This is a genomic window from Luteibacter sp. (assembly GCF_009912395.1).
Classification (GTDB): Bacteria; Pseudomonadota; Gammaproteobacteria; order Xanthomonadales; family Rhodanobacteraceae; genus Luteibacter.
The window spans coordinates 16,567-42,783 of the sequence record NZ_WNDO01000018.1 but is presented as its reverse complement, the minus strand read 5'-3'; the positions used below and the strand labels follow the sequence as shown (position 1 = coordinate 42,783).

The 26,217-nt window shown below is 64.2% G+C and carries 30 protein-coding genes; all 30 read right to left on the bottom strand.

Going from position 1 to position 26,217, the window contains the following annotated elements; genetic code table 11:
* The 30 genes from GAK28_RS16140 to GAK28_RS15995 all read right to left on the bottom strand — a co-directional run bounded on the left by GAK28_RS16140 (position 1) and on the right by GAK28_RS15995 (position 26,058).
* Entirely contained in the window at positions 1-690 is a 690-nt protein-coding gene (locus GAK28_RS16140) for a hypothetical protein (protein WP_291781366.1), read from the bottom strand.
* A 265-nt stretch (positions 691-955) separates the two neighbouring features.
* Positions 956-4,909: a host specificity factor TipJ family phage tail protein gene (locus GAK28_RS16135; RefSeq protein ID WP_291781363.1), complete on the bottom strand. Its 3,954-nt coding sequence runs from the start codon at positions 4,907-4,909 to the stop codon at positions 956-958.
* A 62-nt stretch (positions 4,910-4,971) separates the two neighbouring features.
* A complete protein-coding gene (locus GAK28_RS16130; protein ID WP_291781360.1) occupies positions 4,972-5,388 on the bottom strand; it encodes a hypothetical protein in 417 nt (138 codons plus the stop codon).
* A 424-nt stretch (positions 5,389-5,812) separates the two neighbouring features.
* Complete coding sequence (locus GAK28_RS16125; protein ID WP_291781356.1) at positions 5,813-6,349, bottom strand: DUF1833 family protein; 537 nt, start codon at positions 6,347-6,349, stop codon at positions 5,813-5,815.
* On the bottom strand, positions 6,342-6,725 hold the full coding sequence (locus tag GAK28_RS16120; RefSeq protein WP_291781353.1) for a hypothetical protein: 384 nt from the start codon (positions 6,723-6,725) through the stop codon (positions 6,342-6,344). Before GAK28_RS16120 ends, GAK28_RS16125 begins: the two co-directional genes overlap by 8 nt.
* Entirely contained in the window at positions 6,725-10,324 is a 3,600-nt protein-coding gene (locus GAK28_RS16115; RefSeq protein ID WP_291781350.1) for a phage tail tape measure protein, read from the bottom strand. Before GAK28_RS16115 ends, GAK28_RS16120 begins: the two co-directional genes overlap by 1 nt.
* Before the next feature lie 211 nt (positions 10,325-10,535).
* A complete protein-coding gene (locus tag GAK28_RS16110) occupies positions 10,536-10,955 on the bottom strand; it encodes a phage tail assembly chaperone (RefSeq protein WP_291781345.1) in 420 nt (139 codons plus the stop codon).
* Positions 10,955-11,398, bottom strand: a complete 444-nt coding sequence (locus GAK28_RS16105; RefSeq protein ID WP_291781342.1) for a hypothetical protein — start codon at positions 11,396-11,398, stop codon at positions 10,955-10,957. Before GAK28_RS16105 ends, GAK28_RS16110 begins: the two co-directional genes overlap by 1 nt.
* Positions 11,399-11,480: 82 nt before the next feature.
* Positions 11,481-11,825: a DUF3168 domain-containing protein gene (locus GAK28_RS16100; protein WP_291781339.1), complete on the bottom strand. Its 345-nt coding sequence runs from the start codon at positions 11,823-11,825 to the stop codon at positions 11,481-11,483.
* Positions 11,822-12,208 (bottom strand): HK97-gp10 family putative phage morphogenesis protein, encoded by a 387-nt coding sequence (locus GAK28_RS16095; RefSeq protein ID WP_291781336.1) that lies wholly within the window; start codon positions 12,206-12,208, stop codon positions 11,822-11,824. Before GAK28_RS16095 ends, GAK28_RS16100 begins: the two co-directional genes overlap by 4 nt.
* Complete coding sequence (locus GAK28_RS16090) at positions 12,201-12,536, bottom strand: head-tail adaptor protein (protein WP_291781333.1); 336 nt, start codon at positions 12,534-12,536, stop codon at positions 12,201-12,203. The genes GAK28_RS16095 and GAK28_RS16090 overlap by 8 nt, the downstream gene beginning before the upstream one ends.
* A 17-nt stretch (positions 12,537-12,553) precedes the next feature.
* Positions 12,554-13,033 carry a head-tail connector protein gene (locus GAK28_RS16085; protein WP_291781331.1) on the bottom strand — a complete coding sequence of 160 codons (480 nt, stop codon included), beginning with the start codon at positions 13,031-13,033 and terminating at the stop codon, positions 12,554-12,556.
* A 3-nt stretch (positions 13,034-13,036) separates the two neighbouring features.
* Entirely contained in the window at positions 13,037-13,363 is a 327-nt protein-coding gene (locus tag GAK28_RS16080) for a hypothetical protein (protein WP_291781328.1), read from the bottom strand.
* Positions 13,364-13,414: 51 nt separating this feature from the next.
* Positions 13,415-14,650 (bottom strand): phage major capsid protein, encoded by a 1,236-nt coding sequence (locus GAK28_RS16075; protein ID WP_291781326.1) that lies wholly within the window; start codon positions 14,648-14,650, stop codon positions 13,415-13,417.
* A 2-nt stretch (positions 14,651-14,652) separates the two neighbouring features.
* Entirely contained in the window at positions 14,653-15,501 is an 849-nt protein-coding gene (locus GAK28_RS16070) for a head maturation protease, ClpP-related (protein ID WP_291781323.1), read from the bottom strand.
* Positions 15,479-16,768 (bottom strand): phage portal protein, encoded by a 1,290-nt coding sequence (locus tag GAK28_RS16065; protein ID WP_291781321.1) that lies wholly within the window; start codon positions 16,766-16,768, stop codon positions 15,479-15,481. Before GAK28_RS16065 ends, GAK28_RS16070 begins: the two co-directional genes overlap by 23 nt.
* A gap of 8 nt (positions 16,769-16,776) precedes the next feature.
* On the bottom strand, positions 16,777-18,450 hold the full coding sequence (locus tag GAK28_RS16060; protein ID WP_291781319.1) for a terminase large subunit: 1,674 nt from the start codon (positions 18,448-18,450) through the stop codon (positions 16,777-16,779).
* On the bottom strand, positions 18,450-18,893 hold the full coding sequence (locus GAK28_RS16055; RefSeq protein ID WP_291781317.1) for a terminase small subunit: 444 nt from the start codon (positions 18,891-18,893) through the stop codon (positions 18,450-18,452). Before GAK28_RS16055 ends, GAK28_RS16060 begins: the two co-directional genes overlap by 1 nt.
* A 107-nt stretch (positions 18,894-19,000) precedes the next feature.
* Positions 19,001-19,318 carry an HNH endonuclease signature motif containing protein gene (locus GAK28_RS16050; RefSeq protein WP_291781314.1) on the bottom strand — a complete coding sequence of 106 codons (318 nt, stop codon included), beginning with the start codon at positions 19,316-19,318 and terminating at the stop codon, positions 19,001-19,003.
* A gap of 259 nt (positions 19,319-19,577) precedes the next feature.
* Entirely contained in the window at positions 19,578-20,096 is a 519-nt protein-coding gene (locus GAK28_RS16045; protein ID WP_291781311.1) for a hypothetical protein, read from the bottom strand.
* Entirely contained in the window at positions 20,093-20,590 is a 498-nt protein-coding gene (locus tag GAK28_RS16040; protein ID WP_291781308.1) for a hypothetical protein, read from the bottom strand. The genes GAK28_RS16045 and GAK28_RS16040 overlap by 4 nt, the downstream gene beginning before the upstream one ends.
* On the bottom strand, positions 20,587-21,099 hold the full coding sequence (locus tag GAK28_RS16035) for a lysozyme (RefSeq protein WP_291781305.1): 513 nt from the start codon (positions 21,097-21,099) through the stop codon (positions 20,587-20,589). The genes GAK28_RS16040 and GAK28_RS16035 overlap by 4 nt, the downstream gene beginning before the upstream one ends.
* On the bottom strand, positions 21,054-21,257 hold the full coding sequence (locus GAK28_RS16030) for a hypothetical protein (RefSeq protein ID WP_291781303.1): 204 nt from the start codon (positions 21,255-21,257) through the stop codon (positions 21,054-21,056). Before GAK28_RS16030 ends, GAK28_RS16035 begins: the two co-directional genes overlap by 46 nt.
* Positions 21,258-21,409: 152 nt before the next feature.
* Entirely contained in the window at positions 21,410-21,892 is a 483-nt protein-coding gene (locus tag GAK28_RS16025) for a hypothetical protein (protein ID WP_291781300.1), read from the bottom strand.
* Positions 21,889-22,527 (bottom strand): hypothetical protein, encoded by a 639-nt coding sequence (locus GAK28_RS16020; RefSeq protein WP_291781297.1) that lies wholly within the window; start codon positions 22,525-22,527, stop codon positions 21,889-21,891. The genes GAK28_RS16025 and GAK28_RS16020 overlap by 4 nt, the downstream gene beginning before the upstream one ends.
* An 86-nt stretch (positions 22,528-22,613) precedes the next feature.
* The gene (locus GAK28_RS16015) at positions 22,614-22,970 is read right to left on the bottom strand and encodes a hypothetical protein (RefSeq protein ID WP_291781294.1); all 357 of its coding nucleotides are present in this window, start codon (positions 22,968-22,970) and stop codon (positions 22,614-22,616) included.
* Positions 22,967-23,470 (bottom strand): Ref family recombination enhancement nuclease, encoded by a 504-nt coding sequence (locus GAK28_RS16010; RefSeq protein ID WP_291781292.1) that lies wholly within the window; start codon positions 23,468-23,470, stop codon positions 22,967-22,969. Before GAK28_RS16010 ends, GAK28_RS16015 begins: the two co-directional genes overlap by 4 nt.
* Positions 23,434-23,778 carry a hypothetical protein gene (locus GAK28_RS16005; RefSeq protein WP_291781290.1) on the bottom strand — a complete coding sequence of 115 codons (345 nt, stop codon included), beginning with the start codon at positions 23,776-23,778 and terminating at the stop codon, positions 23,434-23,436. Before GAK28_RS16005 ends, GAK28_RS16010 begins: the two co-directional genes overlap by 37 nt.
* Positions 23,768-25,120, bottom strand: a complete 1,353-nt coding sequence (locus GAK28_RS16000; RefSeq protein WP_291781287.1) for a replicative DNA helicase — start codon at positions 25,118-25,120, stop codon at positions 23,768-23,770. The genes GAK28_RS16005 and GAK28_RS16000 overlap by 11 nt, the downstream gene beginning before the upstream one ends.
* The gene (locus tag GAK28_RS15995) at positions 25,117-26,058 is read right to left on the bottom strand and encodes a DnaT-like ssDNA-binding domain-containing protein (protein ID WP_291781285.1); all 942 of its coding nucleotides are present in this window, start codon (positions 26,056-26,058) and stop codon (positions 25,117-25,119) included. The genes GAK28_RS16000 and GAK28_RS15995 overlap by 4 nt, the downstream gene beginning before the upstream one ends.
* Between the last annotated feature and the right edge of the window lie 159 nt (positions 26,059-26,217).

Below are 26,217 nucleotides of genomic sequence, written 5' to 3'. Positions count from 1 at the left end.
CTAATAATTGGTAACATCAACGATCAAAAACTGACCGTCTTGTACGTTCGGGAATGGTCCGTCGGGAGGCAGGACACCCACAAACTGGTGGCCGCCCCAGTCGCCTATGCTGACCGTCGAGCCGGTAACTTTTGCCCCGGCGAATCCGATGAGCTGTGTGTACTGTCCGCCAGGGGTTACCTGCGTGACAGTGGTGACCATGCCAACTCTAGTCGATGCATGAGCGAGCGTTCCATTGCCATAATCGACAACGTTGTTGACGCTTTTGGTTTGGATGCCACGTACTCGCAGGTACTTCTGGTAAGCATCAAATGTCACTCGGCCAGCCGCGTCGCGAACAACCAGGCCATTGGTGCTCCCAAGGTCCGCGGGGCGATCGAAAAGCCACCAGTCGAGGCTCTTTCCGGCATTCTGCCCCTCCTGCGGATTGTTAGGCGCAACCACCGTGTAATTCCACTGACTACCGTTCAACCACATACCCAACACAAGCGTCGGGAAGTCCGAACGCACCGCTAGGATGGGTGTTTCCCACGGCCCTGCGCCTACGTTGATGCCCGCAATCGCGGAGCGGTTATAAGAGCCCGCAGCCGTGAATGTTGTGCTGCCCTTCTGGCGGAGAGCAAGGCTCGCAAAGCTCTCGTCCGCCTGCCACGCACCGCTGGCACCGATCACCTGGAAGCCTGTGCTCATCAGTACGTACCCCACAGCAGCCGACAGCGCTTCTTGCTGTATGTGTATGTGACGGTTGTCCCCTGGACTTTGGCCGTGGCGAGGACATCCCAACCGCTGTACGCCTCAATGGGTATCGCGACGGCCCAACCAGTGCCTTGAGCCAGATTGGGATCTGTAAAAGACCCGCCAGCAGGGTTGCAGTCGATGACCCCAAGGCACCGACTGACGCGCGTGTCGCCGTCCATGACGATGCGATTCAGTTCGTCGCGTACCTCGATCCACATCACCACCTCCCCATAGCTACGCGCCGCACCCCGTTAGCGTCGTAGAAACGGAAGCCATTGCCGTCCAATTCGGACCGTCCGTCACCTTGCTGGTTGCGGAACACAGCCATACCCGACTTGTCGAACTTCCATAGTGGCTGTCCCGTGGCATCGACGGCATCGGAGTATATGGCACCCGAGATCTTGGCGTTCGTGATTGCACCGTTGGCGATCTTCGCCTCGGTGATCGACGCGTTGGCGATGAATGCCTGATCCATGAAGACCTGGCCGCCCTGCACAACGAAGGGGAAACGCGCGACGGCCTGACCGCTGGACGCATCGAACACGGCGAAGGTGCCAGCGTTGACCAGCACCTGCGACGTCACCGTGCCCCCGGAATAGTCGACACCGATGGCAATGCCTGCGAGATATCGCAAGCCGTTTGCGGCCACCTCGGTTTTCATGGTGTACGACGCCGACACCCTGCCGTCGAGCGAGGCCTGGGCCTGCTGGATGGTCTGGATCTGCGCAGCATATCCGCCCACGGACGCGGACAGGGTGTCAATTCGCTGGCCAAGGGCCATGTCACCCTGGACCTGCGCCACGGTCCACGAGTGCCAGCCAGCCGTCGGCATGGTGGTCCAGTTGCCGGCCGTGCCGTCGGTGGCACCGGTGAGGGATCCGGCCTCCTTCGGATTCAGCTGTGCGAATACCGAATCGGTCTTCGAGGCCGTCGCCGTGACGGTATCGCCCATCTTGTCGACGCGGATGTTCACGTCCGAGACCGCGCCAGCAAGCCCCCATGCGGTTTGCACGCGGGCGCCGACGTCACGCCAGTACGCCGGGTCCGTGCCTGGCTTGGGGCCTGTCGTGGGCACGGCCTGCACGGCGCGATACAACCGATCGCCATCACCAACGATCGTGCCGACCGCATACGCCTTTCCTTGCTCCCAGGCCGGGGCATTGAGGTACGGTTGCAGGTCGTCGATGGAGTTGATTTTGCTCAGCAGTTCCTGCGCCAGCTGGGTGCTGCCGATCTTGCCGGTGAGGTAATCCAGGATCTGGGCGGCGTCACTGCTGCTTTCCCCATGGATGGGGCCGATCTCCGGCCCATAGTTGCCGGTGTCCGTGCCACGGACCCGCGCCCAGAAATACAGCTCCACGCCGGCCTTGAGATTGCTGAGCGTGTAGCTATTCGCCGGCAGTGCCACGGTGGCCAGCGGCGCGGCCTGGCCGCGATTCGGGGTCGGACCAAACCATACCTCCACTGCGTCGGCGCCAATGAGTTTCAGGCGCTCCGGCAGCTGCCAGGTGAGCAGGATGGACATCACCATAGGCGTGGCCACCAGATTGGTCAGCGCCCCGATCGATGGCGGCGCGCCGGGCACCGTGACGGGGTTCTGGTTCCATGGTCCGTTGATGCCGCCACGTCCCACCGCCCGCGCCCGGACGATCCAGGCGCCGCCCGGGATCGTTGCCCGCAAGCTGTTGCTCGGCCCGATGCCCACCACCATCCAGGTCACGCCGCCGTCGTACGAGATTTGGAATTCGTACGCCACCGCGCCGGGCACGGGATTGACGTACAGCCACACCGTCTGCGAGTCGGGGTCGGGCTGCACGCCCACACCGCCCACGGCCGGCGCCTCGGGCTGGTCGATGAGCAGGGACCCCGACCCGGGCGGCGGCACGGTGACGTCGTTCTCCGCGACGTGGACGCTGTACGCGTAATTGACGAGCGTCAGCGCCACCTTGCCCGTGCCGTCTGGCACCGCTTTGATGACCAGGCAATCCTGGCTTTCCTTGTTCGCCGGGCCGAACTGGTAGAGCGTGGATTCCTCACTGTAGCCGTCGCTGACGTAGATGGAGTCCATCTGCGCCTGTGTAAGGCCCTGGAGCACCAGCGAGTAATCGCCATTACCCTTGATCACCCGGAACGGGCCATTGACCGAGCCGTTGCGGTTACGCAAGCGAACATAGTGCTGCTGACCGACAAACCACTGGGTCGGCTCACTCGTCGTTATGACGCCGGTATCTGGGTCGTACCCTTCGACCCGGCCGGACTCGCCCCATGCGGGCACGTCATGGCTGAGGCTGACAAGATCCCCGTACCGAGGAATGTAACCCTCCATCTCCGTGGTTAGGCTGATGATCTTGCGCTGGTCGCGATCGCAGGCGGCCATGTAGATCCCTTCCCGAAACGCCTGGTCGCGTGAAACGGCGCCCTGAAGGGTGATGTTCTTGGGGTTGAGCTTGGGGCTCGTGGCAAGAGCACACGTGACCGTCTGCGACTGCCATGTGGTCGAATCGATATAGGTGACCACGACGTGATCAGGCGCGTCCGGCATGCGATACGCGTAGTCGATCGTCAGGCTGCCGGCCACGATGTTGTCTGGCGTCAGCATGAGCGTGGCAAGCGGTTTCGGCTCGTCGCGGACGATGTCCACCACGCCTGCGTAATACATCGGCACGGCACGGCCCACGCGGGCCACCGTCGTCAACGCATCCCACAGGCTCACCTTGGTGTCGAACACACCGTCGAACGTGTCGCCCCGGGTCGCCCAAGTCTGGGCTAGGGTGAGCAACCCCGCCAGATTGATACGGTTGTCCGCCCACCCACGGCCGTACGTGGTGTTGCGGAGGATGTCAGCTATTGCCCAGGCCGGGCTGCGGGTCGGCTGCGGCGCACTCCAGGACGCGCCATTCCACACCGGAAGGAGCCGGGTGGCGGTGACGTTGATCGCCTTCGCCGTGGAGCTATTGAGGTTGTTGGTGGCTTTGATCCGCACGGCAAGCAACGTGATGTCGCCATACGTGCGCTTGCTTGGCAGATACGACCGCATCCCCGCCCAGGTGATGGTGTTGACCGTCGTTCCGTTGCCCTGGTAGGTGTCATAACCGCGAGCGCGGATCTGCCACCGCCCCTCCGAGGGCATCGTCAATTGGTAGCTGGTGAACTGGCCCGGCTTCTTGTCGTCCCGCTCGATGCTCATGTCGAGCACGCTCTGCCACGGGCCAAGGGCCGCGCCAGCGTCGTTGATTGGCTGCGCGTCGACAGAGAAGCGCGCGATGGCGGTCTTCTCCTTGCCGTCGCTGTTGATCCGGTAAATGCCTTGGGAGAACCCAATATCGACGGCGATCTGCTTGGTCGCCGAGCCGGGCGGATTCGCCGCGAACGGTCCAACCCAATCGCCGCCCTCTGATTGCCGCTTCAGCTCCAGTCCCTGCACGGCGTCCGACGTAACGACGTTGTCCGGGAACAGAGTGACGATCCCACCCGGAGGCACAACCTCGTACTGCACCTCGCCAAAGTTTTCGATCGGCGTGTCGCCGATCCGGATCTGCTCGATCGCGATCGCGCCCTGCGTCACGGCAAGCAGCGAGTACAGGATCTGCTCGTTGTTGAAGAATTCGGTGTACGGCTGCGCCGCGTAGTCCGGCGTGCGGTTGAAGCGGCCATACATGACCGGGATGCTTTGCAGGAGCCGCGCCGTGTTGCCCTTGGCGCCGATGCCGTAGGCCTGGCTTTGCTGGTCGACGCTTCCGGTCGGTGGCTTCGGCAGCGGCAGAACGGCGTTCACGAGCAGGGATCCTGCGATCGCAACACCCGCACCTGCCGCTGTTGCGCCGAAGGATCCCGCTGTAAGGGCGCCACTCGCGCCGCCGGTAACCCAAGCAGCAACCACGGCCACCACAACCAAAGCAATGGTTCGAAGGCCGCCACCGGCGGGAAGTGCGATGACTGTGATCAGTTCGCCATCGTTAATGCATCGCGACCACTGTTCCTGCATAAGGTAGTCATCGGGACCGCGCGCCACTACGAAATTGGAGAGCCGGCGCATGTTCCGACCGCGTCCGGCAATCAGCCCCTGTTGCCTGAGTAATGTGTCGATACGCGTGCGTCGCTGAATTCTGCGCGCAGACCTATTGACGTGCGGGCGGAATGGATCACGAACGTGAACGATAGCGGCCTGCATGAAAACTCCGAAATAAAAGGCCCGCATGTGCGGGCCTTAAGCATGAGAATGAACGTCGGTAGCTATAAATGGGGCTGTATGTCGAAGCCGCCGCCGGCCCAGAAGATCTCATAACGGTGAACATCACCTGCTGCGACAGCGACATCCCGCGTACGCACGGGCTGTTCGGCTGAATCTAGACCAAGGACCTTCACGCCGACCGTGTGGTTTCCCGACGAAACAAAGGCCCTGAAGCCCTCTCCCTTGGCTAAATTGGCAACACGCTGTCCATCGATATACACACGGGCATCGACAATGGCGGCGCCGGCCGCATCAGTCCATCGAACGAGGTAAATCTCACCCTTTTCGGTGCCAGGGACGGTGAGAGCCTGATCGAACACCCGATCCGCTGGCACAGGAGGTGCGGAATTGAAATTTGGCGGGACTGCCGAACACCCCGCGCAAGCGAGAACGAGGCCCATCACGATTAGTCGGCGCATGCCTATCTCCCTGTTTAAACTGGAGCCGATGGTGCCACAGCATGGCATCGGACGTAGGACAGCCTCCCGAAGCCCATGGCCCGGAGCCGATCCAATGGCGTCCACACGACCTGTCGGGCCGCTACATAGGCATGCAGGACGCCCGGGCCGGCCGAATCCAGGTAGACCCCTACATGAGGGTCCGAGCCGCCGCGCATCACCACGGCGTCGCCGTGGGCCGGGGTGTCGACCGTCTCCCACGCGCCGGCGCCCATCCTTTCGGACCAAAGGGCGGCCAGTTCGGGACCGACTGGCAGCGACGGCACATCGCGCCCGAAATGCCGCTGCAGCACGTCGCACACGAGTCCACGGCAGTCGAACTCGTCCGGGCCATCCGCACCGAGGCGGTACGGACGACCAATGTACGTGTTGATCTCCGCCGGAGTCATCGCACAAGCCCCGGGAAGTCGTCCGGGGTGTACAGGCGGCGCGGGAACGGGATGTTGGTAACGTCGTCCAGCGTCGCGGTCACCTGCACCTTCATGACGTCGGCGCTGGCCTTGATCATGTTCATCATGATGGGCGGATCCATTTGCGGCCCCGAAAGGTCCGTGATCAGGTAGATGCGATAGATGACCTGCACTGGCACTTGAGATGCCGTAGCAGCCTCCAACTGGGCCGTCAGCTCCCGGCCGACGTTATCCACGGTGATGACCAGGTTCGGCGTCTGGCCACTCTCGAATCCCGGTGGCTTCGCAGTGAAAGCGAACGCCATGAACCGCACGGTTTGCCCTGGCAGGTGGGGCGCGGAGGCTTCCAGCGTCGCATAGAGGTCGGCACCGTCGTTGACCAGGCGTAACGAATCGGGGTTTCCGTTCTCGTCCACGAACGAAGGGTGCAGGAACTCCAAGGTCTCCATGACGACGTCGCCGACAGGATTCGACGCGTACGCCTCCTTCAGCGCCTCGGAAAATTCAGCCATTGGGGACTACCTTGCTGTATGTCTCCAGCGTCGCCGAGATGTCCCAGTTCTTCGAGCCGGACACCGAGCGACGATCCGGGGTATCAGTGAATCGACATTGCAAGTAGACCTTGCCATGCCCTGTCATTACCGGCATCGACACCCAGGCCGCGCCGCCGAACGCCTGGTTTTCGAACCATGCATCGAGGATCGCCAACTGCGGCTGGCTGATGCGCCACACCTGCTGAAACGTGACCGGTCCATTGACCTGCCTGCGACGCTGACGTGCGTAGCCGCTGTCCATTTCGGTTCGGACGAACGTCGGGCGTGCCTTCGCGGCGTATCCGTCGATCATGGGTGCCGGCAGCGTGTCCGGCCAGCGAGGAATGGTTGCCATCAGAGGTTCGTCGCCATACTGGTTCCGGTGCGCCGCGCCATTGCGTGCCCGGCCTTGCTGCTGCCATTGTCGATACGACCGGCGAGGGCTTCATCCATCATGTCGATAAAGACATCCATGGAGGGCATGCCGTCGGCGCCGCGCCCGGGGCGAGTCGTTACGCGCGCCTGGGTGTTGTTCGTGATATTCACGGTGATGCCTCCAGGCGCACGACTCGCGCCGCCTGTTGATCCCGATCCCGAAGAGGCCGGCGTTACATGACCATCCTCGCCGTTCAACAAGTAGGTGCGGCCGCCAGACGTGTACAGCTCGGGGCCCCGTTCGGCTACTTCGTACAGGACGCCGCCCGTGGTGCCGCCGCCCGTCGCACGGCCGCCGCCGAAATCGACGTGCGTGACCTGGCCGTTGTTTCCGTATGTAGCTGCGCCAGCACCCCCACTGGCGTCGTAGCCGAACATGGACCCCAGAGCACCGGCAGCCATCTGGAAGAGACCGCTAGAGGCCGCTCGGACCTGCATCCGGACGATGTCCGCAATGACCGAATTCGCCAGCGACGTGAAGCTCAGCTTCCCTGTCTGCGCAAACTGAACAAGCGCGTCCTCCAGGCCACTGAAGGCCGTTTGGAAGGCCTGCTGCGTCTGCCCTGCGACATCATTGGCGGATGAGGCATAGTCCTCCAGCGCGGCCTGCGCGCCGTTGGTCCAATCGCGTTCCGCCTCCAACTTGGCCTGCGCACTCGCCCGATAGATCGCCAGGGACTGCTGCAGGCTGGCCTGCATGGCGGCAACGTCGCTGTCGTACTCTTTCGTACCGACGGCACCGGCGACACCCGGCTTGAGCAGGTTGGCCTGCTTGTCGTACTGCATCCGCTGGCGATCGAAGTCTTGGCGGATCCGCAGCTCTTCCTGCAGCTGCTGGGTGATCTCCTGGCCATGGCCGACGCCGGCGACAGCCAGGTCACCGGCTTCACGCTGCCGGTCGATCCGGGAATCCAACTGGTCGCGCAGCGCGGCCGATCGGGCCGCAGCTGCAGCGGCCTGCTGCTGCAGCTCGATTTCCTTGGCCAGCTCGGCGTTCGAGCGCGCCTGGGCCAGCATCCGGGTCTTCAGGGACTCGGCGGCGTGGTTATAGGCCTCGTTCGTTCCGCCGAGGATGTCTTGCAGCTGCTTCTCGGCCGGGGTGAGCTTCTGGGTGGAATCCAGCTGCGCGGTCAGCTCGTTCTTCGTCTGCAGGAGCGAGTTGTTCAGGCTATCGGCCTGCTCCTTCCAGCGCTTCGCCTGGGCCATCGCCTCCGATGCCGCTTTCTTCGCCGCGTCGGCCGCATCCAGCCGCGCGCCCGCCTGGACGTCGGCCGCGTACGATGTGTTGAGCTGCCGCAAGCGAGCATCGCGGTCCGGGCCCTGCAGCTTGTCCAGGTTGGCGAGCGCCTGCCGGTATTCGTACTGTATGCGCTGGACGTTGTTCATCCCGTCCGTCGCCGCCTTATCGGTGAGCGACTTGGCCTCGCTCTCGAATTTCTGCTGGGTCGCGCGAACCGCCGTCAACGCGGCATCGGCCGCGGCTACACCCTTGTCGAAACCGGCAGACATGTCGAAAACAACGTCGAGCAACGGCTTACCCTTAGCCAGCTCGTCGAGCGCCTGTCGCACGGTGGCGATCGACGGCGCCAGGTTGCCTGCGAGCTTGTTCCCGAGCGCATCCACCGCGCTCGCGGTCGGCCCGATCTGCGCGCGCAGCGCGTCGATGCGCTGCGTGACCTGCTCAAGCCTTCTTTCATCAAGGGCGTCAGCGATGGCATTCCCTGCGCCACCCTGGACGCCCGACCGAGCGGCGAGCGTGTCGCGCAACTTCTGGGCTTGAGCCTCCAGGTCCGCCAGCTCTTGACGCTGTGCCGCGATCTGTTGGGAGTCCTGCTTGTACTGCTCCACGCCGCCCTTGAAGGTCATCGATCCGTCAAGAGAGCCGAACGTCTTCGCCGTCAGCTCGGCCTCCTGGCGAAGCTGCTGCAGGGACTTCACCTGCTCGTCGGTCTCCTTTCTGTAATCCTCCGAACGCTTTTGCGCATCGTAGATCGCGTAGCCAACGGCGCCGATGGTAGCCACCAAGGCGCCCCATGGGCCGCCAACAAGGCCAAGCGCGAAGTTGCCGAGACCGGCCGCGCCTCGTGCCAACAAGCCTGCTGTGCTCGTTGCCGCCAGCTGTCGCTCGGCAAGCGCCTCTGCTTCTGCTGCGGCCGCACTTGCTGCTCGCGCCTCGATCAGGCGGCCCTCAAGAACGATCTGTTGCTGCTTGAGGGCGTTGCCACCGGCAATGGCACTGTCGTACTGCGCCTGGGCCCGGTTGAGATTGGCCTGGGCGACTGCAGCGTCAGCTGCGGCGATGCGCTGTGCTCGGTAATTGGCCGACAACCCCGCGGCGTTGGCCTGGTGAGCCAAAGTGGCTTGAGCCGCCTCGTTCTCCGCCAGCGCCTTTTGATAGAGCGCCTGCGCAGCCTCGCGCTGAGCAAACGCCTGCTGCCTCGCCGTGGTCACGCCGGCGAGCGCTGCCTCGTTCTGGCGGACCTCTGCAACTGCAGCAGCGGCATTTGCCTCGGCCAACTCGGCCGTCGCCACCGCGGCAGCGCGAGCCTCACGCTGCTGGCTCACATAGCTTGTGACGCCGTCGTATGCCCCGCTCAGCCCCTTACCCGCTAGACGTGCGACCACGACACCGCCGGCAATACCTGCCGCGCCGGCGATGTGCTCCAGGTTGCGCGCCATCAGGTCAACGCTCGCAATCGCCGCGTCGCTGAACAGGCCGCCGGACAGGTCCGTTTTCAGCTTGAACCACTCGGTGGCCAGCCGGTTGATGGACGCGTTGAGGCCATTGGCCGCCTGCTCGGCGCCCTGCCCCGTCTGGTTCAGCGCCGCCACCAGAGCCGGCATGAAGCGGGTAACCGTGAGGTCGCCGTTCTGCAAAAGCTGGTCGAACGACTTGCCGGCCAGGTCGGTGCCCTTGGTCATCTCCAGGACGGCCTGCTGGAACCGCGGCACGACGCCGGGAATAGCGTCGCCCAGCTGCTGCCGCAGCTCCTCGGCCTGGATCTTGCCCTTGCCGAACATCTGGCTGAGCGCCGTGATTGCGCGTCCGGTCTGCTCGGATGAGAGATGCAGGACCGTCGAACTACGAGCGAGCCCGTCGAACAGGGCGATCTGGTCCTTCATGGCGACGCCGTTGGCACTCGCCGCCGCGGACATCGACGAGAAACCCAGTGCGGACGACTGCAGGTCCAAGCCCAGGCGCTCGGCCGTGTCCGCCACCTGCTTGTACGCAGCGTCAGCCGCCGTACTCGACCCCGTGGCACTGAGCAGCGAATAGTGAATCTGCTGCGCAGCCTTCTGGGCGTCGAGGAGCTGCTGCACTCCACCCTTCAGCGCCTCGAAGCCGACGAAGCCGGCGGCAGCGACGTTCAGCGCCTTGATGCTGTCCGCCGTGGCACCGACTTCCTTGCGGATCTGGCCCAGCGATTCGTTCGTCTGCCGGGCAGCCGAAATCATCTCGGCGCGGTAGCTGGCACTGGAGCCGACCAGGTCGGCACGGATTTGCGCGATCGTCGCCACGGTCAGGGATCTTCCGGAAACGAACTGATGAAGTGCTCGCGCAACGGGATGGGTTCCTCGTTGACTTGCACGCTTCCGCCGATGGCGGTCATGTGGGCAACACGGGCCAGCATCCGCTCAAGCCCGGGCGAAATGGGATGCAGGCGGCCGTAGGCGATCAGCTCCGACAGCTCGCTCGACGTGAGCTGTCGGAGCAGAATCGAGGGATGCGCTACGCCGAAGCGCTCGCAGAGGTCGAAGAGTCGCCGTCGCTCGGGCCGGCGTCGGAGTTTCCCTCCAGCTCCTTGATGTCCTCGTTGCTGATCGCGTTAAGCTTGCGGGCCTCGTTGAACAGCTTCTGCGCCGTCGAGGCCGACAGGCTGCCCACGGCGGCCACTTCGTCGTCCGAGAACAGCCGGCGGCCGTTCTCGTCGACCAGGGAGCGTACGATCAAGCGTGCGCGAGCATGCTTGGGGTTGAACTTCGCGCCCGAGCCGTCGGGCGAGACCGTGATCTGCTCCGACTCCCAGAGATCGCGATCACTGGCCGACAACTCCTGCAACCGGACGCTACCGCCCCATTCGGGGACTTTCACGTCCTTGGATTTCTTCCGGTCGGCGCTGAGGATCTGGTCCTTCGTGAGCAGCGGCATTAGCCACCTCCCTGCGGGGCCGGGCCGGCCCACACGATGTTGCGGGGGCGTACCGTGGCCTGGGCGGTCTCGACGGTATTCGCGCCACCATTCACCTGCCAGCCGCCGGCCTCGCTCTCGAACGTCATCGTTTCGCCCTGCCCCGTGGTGCCCTTGAAAAAGAGCGTCGTGCGCGGCGAAGCGAAGCAGGCGTCGCGGAGGATGTTCTGCCCGGCATCGTCAACCACACGCTGGAACTGGATGGTCATGTCCTGGACGTCGTCCAGCGCGGCGATGTACTCCTTGCGGGCGCTGTCGTAGTTGGTCGCGTCCAGATACTGGGCGGAGCCGGTGGAGAAGTTCGTATCCGACAGCTGGCCGATCTTCGTGAACGTACCGGTCAAGGACGTGCCGACTTCCAGCTTGCGCAGCTGGGTGCTCTTGGCTTTGTTGCTGGTAGCCATGCTTTGCTCCAAGAAAAAAGGCCACCCGAAGGCGGCCTGTTGAGGTGCCGGTGTACCGGCGAACTGCCCGCTGTCGCGGTGGTTATTCCCAGGCCTCGACCTGCATCGAAACCTTGAACAGCTTGGTGTCCCCCTCGTAGTCGTCCGGCAGGCCCACGATCTCGCCGACGGTCACGCCAGGTGATGCGTACAGGGCCGCGCGTGCCGCGGCGAGGTTGCGCACGGCGTCCGCGTAGGAGAGCGCGAACGAGTCGATCTGGATGGTTCCCGAGGTCGCGCCCATGCCATCGGCGTCATAGGTCGACTCGTCCCGGTCACCGATGCCCGAATAGCGCAGATAGGGCGGCTTGGTGCCTTGCGGCGCGACAACGGGAAATGTCGCCACGACATCTTTGATCGCGGCGTATACGGCTGATTTGATGCTCACCGCTTCGCTGCCTCCGCCTCAATCGCGGCCAAGGTCACGGCACGCATGATTTCCACCGCTTCGGACGCCTTCGTTTCCGCCGCGGGCCTGATAAAGGGGTAAGGCGGCATCTTCGATGTGCCCGTTTCGAGCAAGCGGCCTACCTTGTTGCTCACCACCGAATAGATGATGTCCTGGCCCTGCTGTCCCTGGCTCTTGGTCTTCGTTGCCTTGGCAGTCGCGCCGGTTTTCTTGCGCACGCGCTGACGCGCCTCTTTCAGGACGACATTCGCCCCCTGGCGGAGCCCTTTTGATAGGGATCGACGAGCGCCTGGGCCGGCAATGTCGTTGAGGCGTCGCTCCAGGTCGTCCAACCCTTCGATCTCGATGTCGAAGTCAGCCATTCGAGGCCCCAGACGTGCACATCACCGCCATCTCGCTCCGGTCATTGCTGATGCCGATGTTCTTGATGTCGTAGATCACGCCGTCGTGGTCGCCGCCGTCACCGACGAGACGCAATGGCGCGTCCATGGGCCTGGGCCGCATATCCCACTGCACCTGCACGGGTGCGACCACCGTGCCGCTCGCCAATGCCTCGGCCGTCGCACGGAGCGTATTTTTCCTACGCGCCCATACCGTAGCCAAAGGCGTCCACACGGGGTCTCCGACCGGACCGCCCAAATCGGGATTGGTGGCCTGCACAAGCTTCTCGATGCGCAGCCGGTGAGTCATGTCGCCAGCCCGGAGCGTCACGGCGACATGACCCTTCGATAGGGGCGAAGCAGAACACGAGCGCTGAGCGGAAGCTCCAGCACGTTGTTCGCGATGGCGACGTCCTCCCTGTTGGCGAAGAGCGTGCCAAGGGTCAGCTTGATGGCACTGAGGATCGCCGGGTTCGCCACCACACCGTTCAGCAGGCGGGCGCGCGACAACGCGGCATCATCGCGACGCTTAGTGGCGACCTCGATAAACGCACGGCGCTCGTCAACGTCCTGGAGCGCAGCGGCAGCTTCAATCGCACCGGCATACAAGGCAGCGGCCTCGGCAGCCTTGGCGGGAATTCCATCGACAGCCGTGTCGAGCGCGCCCTGGCTCTGGAAGATGGCGCAATTCAGGTAGGCCGCTGCGGCCGCTTCGGCTCCGTCCACGTAGCCCTGCAGCTGTTCGGCTGGATAGTCCGAATCGACACGGCAATGGGCGGCTGCATCCGCGAGGCTGATAAGGCTCATCAATCAGCCCTGACCGCCGCCCAGCTTCTCGATGGCCGCGTCGATGGCCGCGAGGACGGTGGAGCGGCTGTTGCTTGCGCCGGCTTCGGCCTCACGGGCCTGCTTTAGCAGATCCACATCGGTCTGACCGTCCAGGCTGGCGATCACATCCGCAGCCTTCCCGGCGACGAACTGCTGACCGGGCGTAAGTGTCGGCGCCTCCTTATCGAGCGCGCCGAGTGACGTGGCAGCCGCCACCAGTTCGGCAGGGCAATCGTCGCCAGCCGCGTACTCGACAGGGTAGATCGCGCCGTCGGGAACGCCGCGGAAAGACTTGGTGAGCTTGGGCATTTTGTTTCTCCAGTAGAGCGGTGGGCCACCGAAGCGGCCCGCCGTGTTGCATCAAGCGCCGGCGGCGATCTTCAGCGCTCGCATCGGCTCCGTGTTCATCACGCCACCGCCCACGCGCTTTGTCGTGTAGAACATGACGTAGGGCTTGTTGGTGTACGGGTCGCGGAGGACGCGGACGCCCTTGCGGTCGAGCACCAGGTACGTTCGCTTGAAGTCACCGAAGAGCGCGGCAATCGAATTGGCCGCGACATCCGGCATGTCCGGGGTTTCCGACGCGGCGAAACCGAGGATCGTCGACGGCTGGCCCGCCACGTAGGACGGCTGCCATAGGTAATTGCCCTGCCCGTCCTTGAGTTTTCGGATAACGCCGAGCGAACGACGGTTCAGGGCAAATCGAGCATTCGGGGTGAACGCCGCAGGCAAGTCGTAGACCAGGTCCAGCAGGCCGTCGCTCGTAATCGTCGCCGCTGCGCCGCTATTCACCACCTTGATGGCGCCGAACGGGTGCTTGGCTGCGTTCGTCCCGCCCGTCACGTACGTGAGGATACCGCTCGGCTTCTTGTCGCCGTTACCAGACCAGAAAGCGGCGCCCTCCTGCTTCGAGAACTCGGTCTGTACTTCGCCCGCAAGCCATGCCTCGGCGTCGATCTCCGCATCGTCAAGCATGCCCTGGGTTGCCGCCGGGTTGGCGTAGATTTCGCCCCAGTTGAACCCGAGGGATGCCAGCTTGCTGGTCGCCGTCTCCGGACGCTGATCGGTCTCGCCGACCCAGCCGGACGCAGTGCCACCCATGTTGAACAGCTTCGTAAAGCCCGCGCCGCTCACCGGCTGCACGGTAGCGAGCTGACGCATCGCCGACACTTCGACGAGTCGATCCGTGATCGTACGGTCCCACTCCACCGGGGCAAGGTAACCACCCTCCTCGGCCGCGCCCTTGTTCAGGGATGCCTGCACATCGCCCTTGGCGAAGTGCGCCCGGAATGCCTCGGAGTAGTCCTTGTCCTGCAGCTTCTCGCCGCCCTGCATCTGCGCAGAGGCGATCTGCAGATGGATCTTGTCCAGAGATGCCTGCAGTTCGCTGATTTCGTCGTTTATGCGCTCCACCTTGAGCGCCTGGAGTGCATCGGCGTTGCCTTGCTTGATCGCTTCCAGCTGCTGGTTGTGTTCGGCCTTGAACGTCTCGAAAGCCTGGTTGATCCCCTCGACCAGAGCCTTGATCTCGCCCTGGCTCGGGTTGCTTGCTTCCGCGCGGACCGACATAAGGCCACGGGGGATGGAATTCTTCATGTTCATGCGTTGGTGCCTCGGATGGTGTGGAGGGTCGTCCGCAGCAAGGCTGCGATATCGTCGCCAGCGCACGGCATGGCAGGTTCGGCAGCGCTCGGCGTGCCAGAAAAGAGGGAGCGGAGCGTCTCGCGGCGCTCGGAACGGGACAGGCCAGCGCTCGCGAGCGCCGTCTCGACCATCGCCATGGCTTTGCGCTGACCGCCGCCCGATGCACCCCGCTGCACCCGGTTGGCTTGCAGGTGACCAGTCGCCAGGCCTTGGCCGATAGCCTGGGATGCAGAGAATGTCGTCTCGGCATCCATGAGCGATGTCACGCGCTCCAACGGAAGGCCACTACGCATCGCGTAAGCATTCGCCATATCGGCGTCCAGCGGCTCCATTTGCGTGATCGCCTTGGCGAGGTCGTGCCGGTTCCCAATGACAGCGCCCCAGGCGTTGTGGATCATCAGCCGAGCACCCTCGCCCATCAGGATGTCGTCGCCGGCCATCGTGAGCAGGGAGGCGGCAGAAGCTGCCATGCCAAGCACGTTGATGGTGACCTTGCCCTGGTGCTGACGGAGCAGGTTGTAGATCGCCACGCCCTGGAAATAATTGCCACCCGGCGAGTTGACGTTCACCGTCAGATCACGTGCGCCAATCGAGCGCAGCGCGGCGGCGATGGAACGATCCGTGACGCCACTGCCGTCCATGCTCGGGCCAATCGGCCCATAAATGGAGATCGACGTCGCGGGGTCGGAAGCCGCCGCCTGCAGTTCGGGCTCCCACTGCTGGATCGCATCCGGCCGAAGATCAAAGTTCAGGTGGGCCAGACTCATGTCCGCCCGGATTTCAGGCAGTTGCAGAAGGCTCATCGGGATTCCTCGGTTTCTGCGTCATGGGGTTGCGAAGCTCGTTTGCCTCGGGTGTATCGACACCCGGCAGGTCCAGCCGGTCGCGCACCTCGTTGGCGAACATGAAGGGCTGCTGCCCGCCGGCGCCGAGCGCCTTGGCAAAGAAATCCGCCTGGTCGGACAGACGCCCGCGCAATAGGGCGTGCTGGTTGAACTTGAAGACCAGTCTCTCCGTCTCGGAGTCCGATAGAAAAGAGCGTGCGCATGCCTCTTCCCACGCTGTCATCCAGGGGGCGAGCGTGTAATCGGTAAAAAAGATGCCCAGCTGCTCAATGCCGCTTCCCCAACTGGTGTCATCCATGTTGAGCAGCGGCCGAGGCACCCCGAAGCCGCGCCCGACCTCTTCAATCTGGGCGTTCCTGTTCTCGATGTGCTGGGCTGTCGCCGCAGTCGTTGGGAACGGGTTGGCTTTGGCGCCCTCTTCCAACAACATCCACCGGTTGGCGTTCTCTGGGCCGGAGTATTCCGTGTCAAGGGAATCTTTCATCCGGCCATAGGCTTTATCGCTGAGGTCATTGGGCGACTCGATTGCGCCGCCCGCCATGACACCCGTACGAAACGTCCGCGAAGCTGCTTCTTCGGCGTCCTTTGCCAGGCCAAGCGCTGCGGAGGCCAACCGCATGCGGGCGATTGCACCTACCCCGTCGTAGCTCAGGTCACGGATGTGAAAGACCTCATCCTGAGATAGATCGATCACGCTGCCGCCGGGCGATGTGTACTGGTACTGCATCGTCCAATCCGATCCAAGCGTGGCCTGCACGGCGTCCGGATCCATGGGAATGAGGGCGGTTGGACGGCGACGGGATCCGATAATTCGCGCGTATCCGTGCCCCCGGTGCAGAAGATGCATCTGGAGCTGCGACTTGAACTCGAACGGCGTTTGCCACGGATTCGGCCTGCGCTTCAGAAGACGATACGCCGGGTGGCTGGTCTGCATCGCCTTGGTCGAGTCATTCGCAATCAAGTTGAGAGGCAGCCGCCCCATCGATCCGCAAATGAGCGATACGCAGCGCAATGCGGTCATGTTGCGAAGCTGCTCCAGCCGGCGACCGTAGTCGCCGCCGCTGACGCCTTCACGCATGTATTCGAGCAATGCCGGATCGGTGAGCCCGGAAAACGCCGGCCCTTGCGCCCGTGTATCCACGAAGCGCACACGTTCGCCAGGCTGACTGTGTTCGGCCGCCGCCGACGCGTCAGCGCCGCGCCGGAAGTAGTCGAAAAATCTCATGGTGCTCCTCAGAGGAAGCGGATGCCGCGGGTCTCATAGACCGATGGTCCACGGGCCGCGGGATTCAACGACATCAACGATGCCGCATTGAAAAGGGCCATCAGCGGGTCGATCTTCGCCGTGCCGCTGGCCTGCTTGGTGATGTTGATGGCGTTGCTGGTCAGGACGACGCGCGCATTTCCCACGCACCACGCCAGTAGCTGCTGGCCACCATGGATCGCCGTGCCTTCGGCGAGCTTCCGCTCCAGCGTTTTGATCGCGCCGCCCAGCTTCCAGCCCTGATTGACACCGACGATCTTTTCTTTCGGCACCTCTGCGTCCTCTAGCGAGTCGAGAACACCACCGAGGCCTGCGGGATCCACGCCCACCATGTCCAGAAGGCCTGTGCCTTCGATGCGCGCGACGATCGCGGCTACCTCGCGCACGTCGTCGCCGATCTGGCGCACGAGGACCAGGTGACCCTGCTTGGCGAAGTCCTGCAACGCTGGGGCGACCTCCTTTCGGCGCTCAAGCACTGACGGATGCGCCCATGCACGCGCCCACAGGAGCCAGTCGCCCGTTTCGCGGTGGCGACCAATGGCTGCCGCGCCGAGCAAGTCGTCGAGGCCACCACCGTCGATACCTACATCGACGACCTCGCTGTGGTCCAGCAGGTAGTCGAGCGTCACAAACGAGCGCGCCTGAGCCTCCCAGAACTCCGCGCCGGGCCAGCGGTCGGCGCGCAGCGCCATGCCGATCTCGACGTTGAGGTGCTTCGCGAGGAACAGCCGAAAATCTGCCTCGCCGGCAGTGGTCGCCTCTCGGTGCTTTTTCTCGATGAATGGCTGGTCGACGGACAGGCCCCAGTTCGGGTTCGTCACGTAGGCATTGGCCAGGTCGCGGTGCGCACCGGAGGCGATCATTGCCCTCGGAAACTCGTACAGCACCGGCAGGAACGTCCGGTCCTGCACCTCGCCATCGCGCACCATGCGCGCGTAGTCCAGCTTCTGCTTAAACACCCCTGCGGGCGGGTTCGCCGACTGCGTGGTGGCGTAGATGACGAAGCCCTCGGGCCTCGATGCCAGTCCGCCTGTAGCCTCAAGTAGCATGTTGGCCGCCTTGGCCTGCATGCCGAACTCGTGAAGCTCGTCGACGAAGACCCCGATGGCCTTCTTGCCCGAGACCGTGTCGCTGTCCGCTGCCACCACCTTCAGCGTCGCACGCGTGCCGCGGTGGGTCACGGTGCGCAGATGGTCCTGCACCTGGAGCAGGGCCTTCAGCTCTTCGTCCGCAGCCACCATGTCCCGGATCGGCTTGTAGCTGTTGTCGGCGACCTCCTTGGTCGGCGCGAGGATGATGAACTCGCCCGAGGACCGCCAGTTGAGCAGGAGCGCGGTGAGCATGATGCCAGCCGCGATCGTGCTCTTGCCGTTCTTCTTGCTGATAAGGAGCAGGAACTCATTGATCAGGCGGCGACCCTGCTCCGGGTCATATGCCCCAAAAATGCAGCCGACGAAATCGGTCACCCAGGTGCGCACGGTCTCGCACATCAGCGGGCTGCCGGTCGCGTCGACCATCCGCAAATTGCCGAACAGGTCAAGCGCCTCCTGGGCCTCTCCGGGAAAGAGAGCGCCGCAAGGGATCAGTGACTCGCCGGCGACGATGCGTCGCTCCCAGTCCGGGCAGGCGGTTGTCCAGTCCATCAGCGGTTATTTACGACCAGCTTCGGCGGGGCCTTGGGCGCGAAGCGCCCGGTCGCGACCTTGGCAGCGGCTTCTTGGGCGGCGTCCTTCTTGCCGCCCTCGCCAAGCTTCTTGTGCTTGTAGGGCAACAGCGCTGCGGCGGCCTCCTTCCGGAGCTTGATGTCCTCCATCGCGTTATTCATCAGGTCGGTCAGGAACTCGGCGGGGTCCGTGTACTGCTTCGCCTTCTGCCGGACGGTCTCGGTGCCCGGCTTCGACTGCGAGGACTTGTTTACCTTCGTGCCGTTCAGCACGCCGGACTTCACCACCGGATCCTTCATCAGTCGGGAAGCGGCCTGTGCCGCGGTCGCAGCGCTGTAACCGGCCTTGCGAGCGGCTTCGGCGCCGACAAGGCCAGACCGCAGCGCGTCGATGAACCGCCGCTTCTTATCGGTCAGAGCCATTAACATTCACCGTTAACAAATCCCGCAAAAGGGGAGAAAAATCTGCGCGTGAGAGGACGGTCGGTTTCCGAGCCGGATCGGCTCAGACTTTTGACCCGCCCCCACCCTCAGTCGCCGCGGCGGGCGCGCCCGAGGTCGACCTGCGTCTTGCGGTGGTGGCAGCCGTCGGGCCCGGTGCATAGCACCTGGCAGTTCTCGTCCGTATCGGCACCGCCTCGCACCAAGGCCACCTTGTGGTCCAGCTCGAATTCGTGCATTGCGACCAGTCGTCCGCATCCTGCGCAGTGCGGGTCACGCGACCAGATCCGTAAGCGGCGCTCTTGCAGGGCGCGGCCGGTAATACGGCGATCCGCAACACGCTGCGTCGATGGCTGCCGCGAGGGCGCCATCGCCACTCGGCTGCCGAGCGTCCTAAGCCTGGTCATGGTCGATTTCGTTTAACCAGTGGTTCGCGCTTCTTGCGGGTGGACGCATCGTAAGCACGCAGGGAGCGCATCGCCTGAGACAGCGCCTTGATCAATCGGCGGCGATGGGCCACGTCCTCAGCGCGCCCCAAGTCCTCCGCAAGCATCATCAGGGAGCTGGCATGGCAGACATGCTCCCGCACATCACCTACGGGGAGTGTGCAGGTCAATATGCCGGTCTCTATCGCTCTCGCGTGTCGCTCGGTCAGTCGATGGGCCACTACAGACTCCGCCGGGATGGCGCGGGATCACTGATCTGACGCAGCAGCTCCGGCGATAGCCCTGCCTTGCCGATCTCGCCGGTCAAGTAGTCGATCACCTCGGTGGCCCCGGTCGGTTTGGCTTGACCAGCCACGTCACCGAAGGAGACTGGGCCTCCATTGATGATCGTGTGCAGCACGCCATCAGCGATCAACGCATTGCCGCAAAGCAAGGTGCCATCCTTACGGATCTCCCATTTCCGGGCCTCGTCACCGATGCTGGTCACATCGACCTGCGCGCCATCCGTGGCACCGGGCTCTGCCTTGGTCGTGGTCTTCAGCTCGGCGGTCAGGTCGATGTATTGGACGTGGCAGGTAATGTGAGCCACCCACGGCTTGCCGACGTCGCCCACCAGGACGACGCGGGTAACACCTGGCATGGCCGAACCATCGGGAAGGATGACCTTCGTGCCCATGGTCGACTGGGCGACACCATCGCCTGCTTTCGGCGCGACGACGCGTATAGCTCTCTGGCTCACGGTGAAATCCTCTCGGTAATCAGGGCCTGCTGGAGGGCGTCGCGCTGGGCTTGGCACTGGCCGACGGCTGAAAGAACACGTCGGATACCGTCTTCACGTAGTCCGTCCGCTCCATCAGGGCGCTGTCCACCGGCGGCAGATGACACTGCATCGGTGGTGCGCTGGCAGGTCGCCCACTGGTCGCGCAGCCGGCGATTGCCAGCAGCGAGATCGGCAATAGCCTGGTCGGCAGCATGTACTGCATCGGTCTTCCCTTGCTGGTAGGCCTGCGCGGCCTTGTTGATGGCATCTGCCTGCTTTCCCTCGGCGATCAGGCGCGCGTTGATGGCGTCCGCCCGCTGGTTGGCCAGCGCGGTGCGCTCCTGCTCTCGGGCCGAGCGCTCGGCGGAGAGGGCGGCATCACCAGTGAGCGTGGCAACGTGATGGCCAGCTCCATAGGCGGCGATCAGCAGCGACAAGCCGACGGCCCAGGCAACGATGCGGAGCGGGATCACGCGGCACGCTCGCACAGGACACGCTCTTCAGCGCGGCGGCGAACGAGGCCGGGCAACTGCCTGCCGGCAGCCCACGTCCAGCGCGACAGCTCCGCGCACATGCCGGCTAGGTCACCCGCGTTGGCCTTTCGCTGGAGCGTCGAGCCGCACACCAGGGGCGGCCCAGCATTGACCACCGCCGAGATCAGCGCTGCACGCTGGTTGACACTGAGGGGCGCTGTGATGCACCGGTCGATCGCGTCGTTGGCCTCGGCGAGGTCTTGGCGCAGATAATCGTCGCACTGGGCACGCGTGGCGGTGTCGCCCTGCTTGACCCCACGGGTGTGACCCTCGCAGATCGTCCACGGAGCACCCTTCGTCGCCGGGTCGGGGTACGCCGTGTACCGCGTGCCCTCGAACTTGGCCACCAGGCCGGCGGCGATCGACAGAGCGAGCGCGGCGACACCGGTGACGACGCGGCCCTTCACGCGGGCGTCCTCGAAGCGCGGCGCTCTCGGTGGAACTTCCATGCAAGGTAGAGCGCCTGGAGGCCCAGATATGCAAGCGTCGCGATGCTGACCCAATCTTGCAGCGTGTATCCGCTGGCGGCTGCCGTCACGACGGCCGCAGGGGGCGCCAGCTTACCCGCCGCGACACCGATCTCGGTGGCGATTTCCTTGGTCAACATGGTGGCTCCTAATAAGTTGGCCGGCACGCCAGGGGAGGAGCGTGCCGGCCGATCGTCCCCGCGGCGGGACGAAAACGACGAAGCCCAGCGCATGGCCGGGCTTCAGTGGGTTCTATCACTAGGCGCGAGGATAGTGATTTTTTGGGTGGGCATCACCCACCCACTTTCTTCCCAGCATCCGCGAAGGCGATCACCGCTGCAATGAAGCGCTCCCACTCAGCCCGCGTAAATTCGAGTTTGACCAGCTGCTCGTCGCCGTCATACAGTCCGCTGGAATGCAGCACGATCGGGCCAGCACCCCTGCTGTCGTATGGCTCTGACCACCATGCGCCGCGGATAGAGGTACCCCAGCTGATTGCGCTGGCAAAGAAAGGCATGTTGCACATGACGAGATACCATGTGTAGTGATCGGCACTCTGCGATATGTATGCGTGAGTCGCTTTGCCGCTGATCGCCTGGCACACCTCAACCGCCTTCGCGACCAAAATCTCGTCCTGATCACCGTCGTAGGTGGTAAAGTTGAATACGTGCATCGACAGGAACCCAGCGCGCGTCTGATCGGGATCCCCGTGGATTTCGGAGGCATCCCGCCAACTGTGTTCGAGCATAGCCAGGTAGTCCATTTCAGCCGTCATGCCATTGCTCCTTGGAATTGGCGCTCCGCCCTGTGAAGGTCATCGGTGCAAGCCTGAAAGGTCCAATCGTAGACCGATGCCCAACCCTCGCGGTAGGTCTTCCACGAAAATCCACACAGGTCGGCGCGAGAGCGCTCACTGACGCGCAGGTGACCCTGGCCGCTGCAATCCTTGCAGATTCGGTAAACACGCATGTCGTTGGCGACCTCACCACGACCAAGACATGCCTGGCATAGCCCGGCGCTCGCCAGCTCTTCAAGAACGGCATCACGGACCCTCCCGTATCCAGAAGCTGCCACCGGCACCTCATGCTCGCGCACAATCATTCGGGGCCAGCGAGCAGCGTGCGCAGTCGCATACACGCCCTGAGCCCGGCTACCGCGCATTGCAACTGCCAGGGTCGCGTCAAGCATTGACGACTCGCGGCGGGCCCATTCCTCGCGCATCATCTCGTCGACCAAGTTCTTCAGCTCGTGCGCGGTCAGCTTCGCGCCGTCGGGCCACCAGACCCGGCACAGCATCTCGCGGCCGATCCCCGGCTCAACCATACCAAGGGCGGCAGCCACATCGGTGGCCACGATGGCGGGTAGGCCACCTGAGCCAACACGGAACTGACTGGTGCGTGGATTGAGCATGGCAAGTTTTCTTCCGACGTGCATGGTGTCCCCTTCGATACTTCCGCGATTCATTTCCAGCGCCAGCCGCGGCGCCCGTTAAACCTTTACGCCGACCTGCTCTCGACCTCGATCCGGACGCCGTATGTGTGCGGTGGCCCGCGTTCCTGGTCGCACGCGAAGCGGATCAGCGCCTTGTCGTTGTCGGCGATGCCGTACGCGTCAGCGACGCCATCCCGGATGCCCTTGAAGACACCGGACAGGTTGTCGTCGTCGAGCGCGCGCGGAGCGACCCGGACCAGGCGCACCGTCACCGGCAATGCGGGGCGCTTTGCGTCGAGCAGGAGCCAGTGCGCCGCCTGCCGCTCGCGCTTCGTGCGACGAGCGCGGGCAAGGTAGTGCTCTCGGGCGTTCTGGCCGCCCTTCAGGCGCATGTCGTCGATCGTCACGACCAGGCGCGTCATGGGCTCACCCCGCACGCCAACAGCTGCTCTTGCAGCGCCAGCAGTTCCTCGTCCGAGCCGTAGGCGGCGTGGAACGGCTTGCTTCCAAGCGCCAGACTGGGCCCGAACAGCTCCGTGGCCTGGGCGTCGGTCATGTCCGCGTAAGGCCTTAACGCACGGTGGTGCCACGGGCACAGGCCCAGCGTCGCCATGTGCCCGATGCGCCGGCCGCCGGACAGGACGTGGTGCGCGTCGCAGCCGCCAAAGTGTGCCGTCGGCCTGCCCTGCTGTCGGTTGAGCCAGCAACAGAGGCACTCGCCGGTCTTGAGCTGATCGATGCGCCGGCTCTCGGCCTTGGTGGGCTTGCCGGTGCTGCGGGACTGCCTCAGGCGCTTCTTGGCCTTGATGGCGGCGCCGACCACGACGCGTGCGACGAACTGCTGCCGGTCCGCAATGGGCGTCTTGCGGATGAGCGGGGTGCGCTTCAATCGTCTGCTCTCCAGGGGTTGGGCTTGATGCATCGGGATGCGCGCGCGTTGTAGGCGCGCGGGTCGTTCCAGTTCTTCGGCGCCAACTCGCGCAGCGCGGTCAGGTACTCGGGCAGGCGCGCCAGCTTGTCGCCGTCCACGCCGATGCCGGGAAGCGCGGGCGGGCGACCAATGGAGTCGCCGTTGGCGTTGGTCGCGTGGCGCAGCTTTGGCGCCAGCCCTGCGTCGCGCACGGGGTCGAGCAGTTCCATCGCGTACGGGAAGCGCTTGCGGTTGTCCGCCCGCTCATCGTCGTAGCGCTTGCGCTCGGCCTCGATACGCGCCAGCAAGTCACCAGTCATCGCCACCACGCACCATGTCGCGGAACTGCATCGTTTCTGGGCGCCACACCGCCCGTACGAAACCAGTGGGCCCGTGGCGGTTCTTCTCGACGTTGATCTCAGCGATGCCCTTGTCCGGGCTCTCGGGGTTGTAGACCTCGTCGCGGTAGAGCATCAGGATCTGGTCGGCTTCCTTCTCCAGTTCGCTGGAGTTGGCGAGGTCGCCCATGCCAGGCCGTTTATCCGAACGCTCCTCGACCTTGCGATTGACCTGGGCCAAGGCCACCACGGGGATGTTCAGCTCGCGTGCGATGCCCTTCAGGCCCTGAGCCACTTCGCCCACCTGGTCAATGCGCGAATCCTTCGGATTGGTGCCCTTGATGCGCTGCACGTAGTCGACCAGCAGTCGACGGATTCCATACTGCTGCTTCCAGCGCCGGGCCGTGCGCATCACCTCTGCAATGGTCGGGGCCGCCCTATCGAACACCATCAGCTCGCGCGGAGCCTCCGGCGCCAGCAGGCGACCGACCGCGTTTGACATGCGACCGAGGTCTTCCTCGTCGTGAGAGCCGTTACGCAGGCGGGAGGCGTTGACGCCCCCCTCGATCGACAGGAGGCGCGAGCCAATCTGCACGGCGGGCTGTTCGGCGGAGATGAGTCCAGCCGGGCTGTCGTCACCCAGGGCGAAGTTCAGTAGCAGCGCCGTTTTGCCCATCGCGGGGCGCGCGCCGATGATGACGAGATCGGAGTCATGCAAGCCACCAAGGACATCGTCGAGGTCACTCAGCCCGGTTGGGATGCCGGGGATCTTCCCGCCACGCGCCTGCGCCGCCATCGCCGCGTCGAAGGCAAGCGTCAAGGCTTGACGCAAGGTGTATTCGCTGCCCTGCTCCACGCGCTGCATGCCCATCAACTCGGCAATGCCAGAGTCCAGCAGGTCGGCCGGCTCGTCGCCCAGGGCGAAAGCGCGCTCGGTGAGCTGGGTAGCGGCATCGATCACCCTGCGGCGCGTGGAGTGCCCATGCACGATCTGTGCGTACGCCGCGATGTTCGCTGCGCTCGGGGTCGCGTTCGCCACCTCGATCAGGTACGCCGCATCGACATCGACGAAGCCGTTGCGCTCGAACCACTCGCCCAAGGTAATCGCATCGCACGGCTGCCCGCGCTGCGCCAGCGTGACCATGGCCTGATAAATGATCTGATGGTCGCGGCGATAGAAATCCGTCGCGTTAAGGTGTGACGCCACGGCGTCGATGCGACCGGGTGCAAGCATCAACCCACCCAGAACGGCCTGCTCGGCTTCCGTCGAGTGCGGCGGCACGCGAAGCCCCATGGCAAGGGCCTCGTGGTGGAAGCGGCTCATCGGGCCATCTCCCGCGTCAGCTCCTGGCGCTGCCGTGGCGCATCACCGTGGGTCGTGAAGCCTTGACGCGGCGCGCGTTCGGCAGCGGTGCGGATCCAGTTCCGGAAGGTGCCCGACCAGTCCCGCTTCGCCGCGTCCTTCCCGGCCTTGGCGTGCCAGTAATCGCGGAACTTAGGCACCTCGATGCGCAGGTTGACCTGCGGATGGTCCGTGCGAGCCCAGGCGATCAGCTCAGGCGACGGCTGCCAGTCGTTCGGCAGGCGGGTTCCCCGCTTCGGTGGGTCATCGTCCGTCGGCGGCGCTTGCGACGCCTGCTCCTGGCTCTTGGTGTCGGAGTTGGAGACGGATACGGAATCGGAGACGGTATCGGAATCGGATACGGAGTCGGGGCAGTGCTCGTTTCTGCTAGTAGGAGTGCTACTAGCACCAACTGGCTCTGCTACTTCATTGCTACCAGCATGCTCGTTGCTTGCGAGTGGATTGCGCCCGGCATGCCCTCGCTCGTTTTCCTCGTGCTGCTTGCGTGCGTCACGCATGCGCTTGGCATAGTCCGGCATCATGTGCTCGGCCTGTGCACGGCCATGCTGCCGAACCAACGCCGCAAAACTCGCCTTCTCCTTGCGCGCATCCGCCCCAGCGGCCCACGGGTTGTGCTCGGCCCAGTCATGGATGCTACGTGCGCCCTGCTCCCCATCCAGAAAGCCGACGGCGGACAGCGCCTCGACGAATGCACCATCGTCGCCGGTCCAGTCCACGGCCAGCTCTATGTCTTCGTCGCTCAGGCCTTCGAGGTCGCCATCGGGGCGGTTGGCAGCGGCCCACAGGAAAAGGCACACCAGGTGCCAGCCAGAGGCGCCACCCAGGCGCTTCACCAGCTTCTTGGTCTTCGGGTGCGACGGAAGGCTTGTCGCGATTCGTGCGTCTGCGGATGCAGCCATGGTTACTCCGGGCTCCGGGAAAGTGCAGACACGCAGCCGGCCGGATCCGGTTGTCCTCGGGCAGCTACTCCCGAGTTAGCGTGTTGCGGGTTGAACAACGTGCGTTGCACCGCCTGCGGGCGCTCGGCCAGCAGCATCTCGGCAGCAACGATTTCTTCA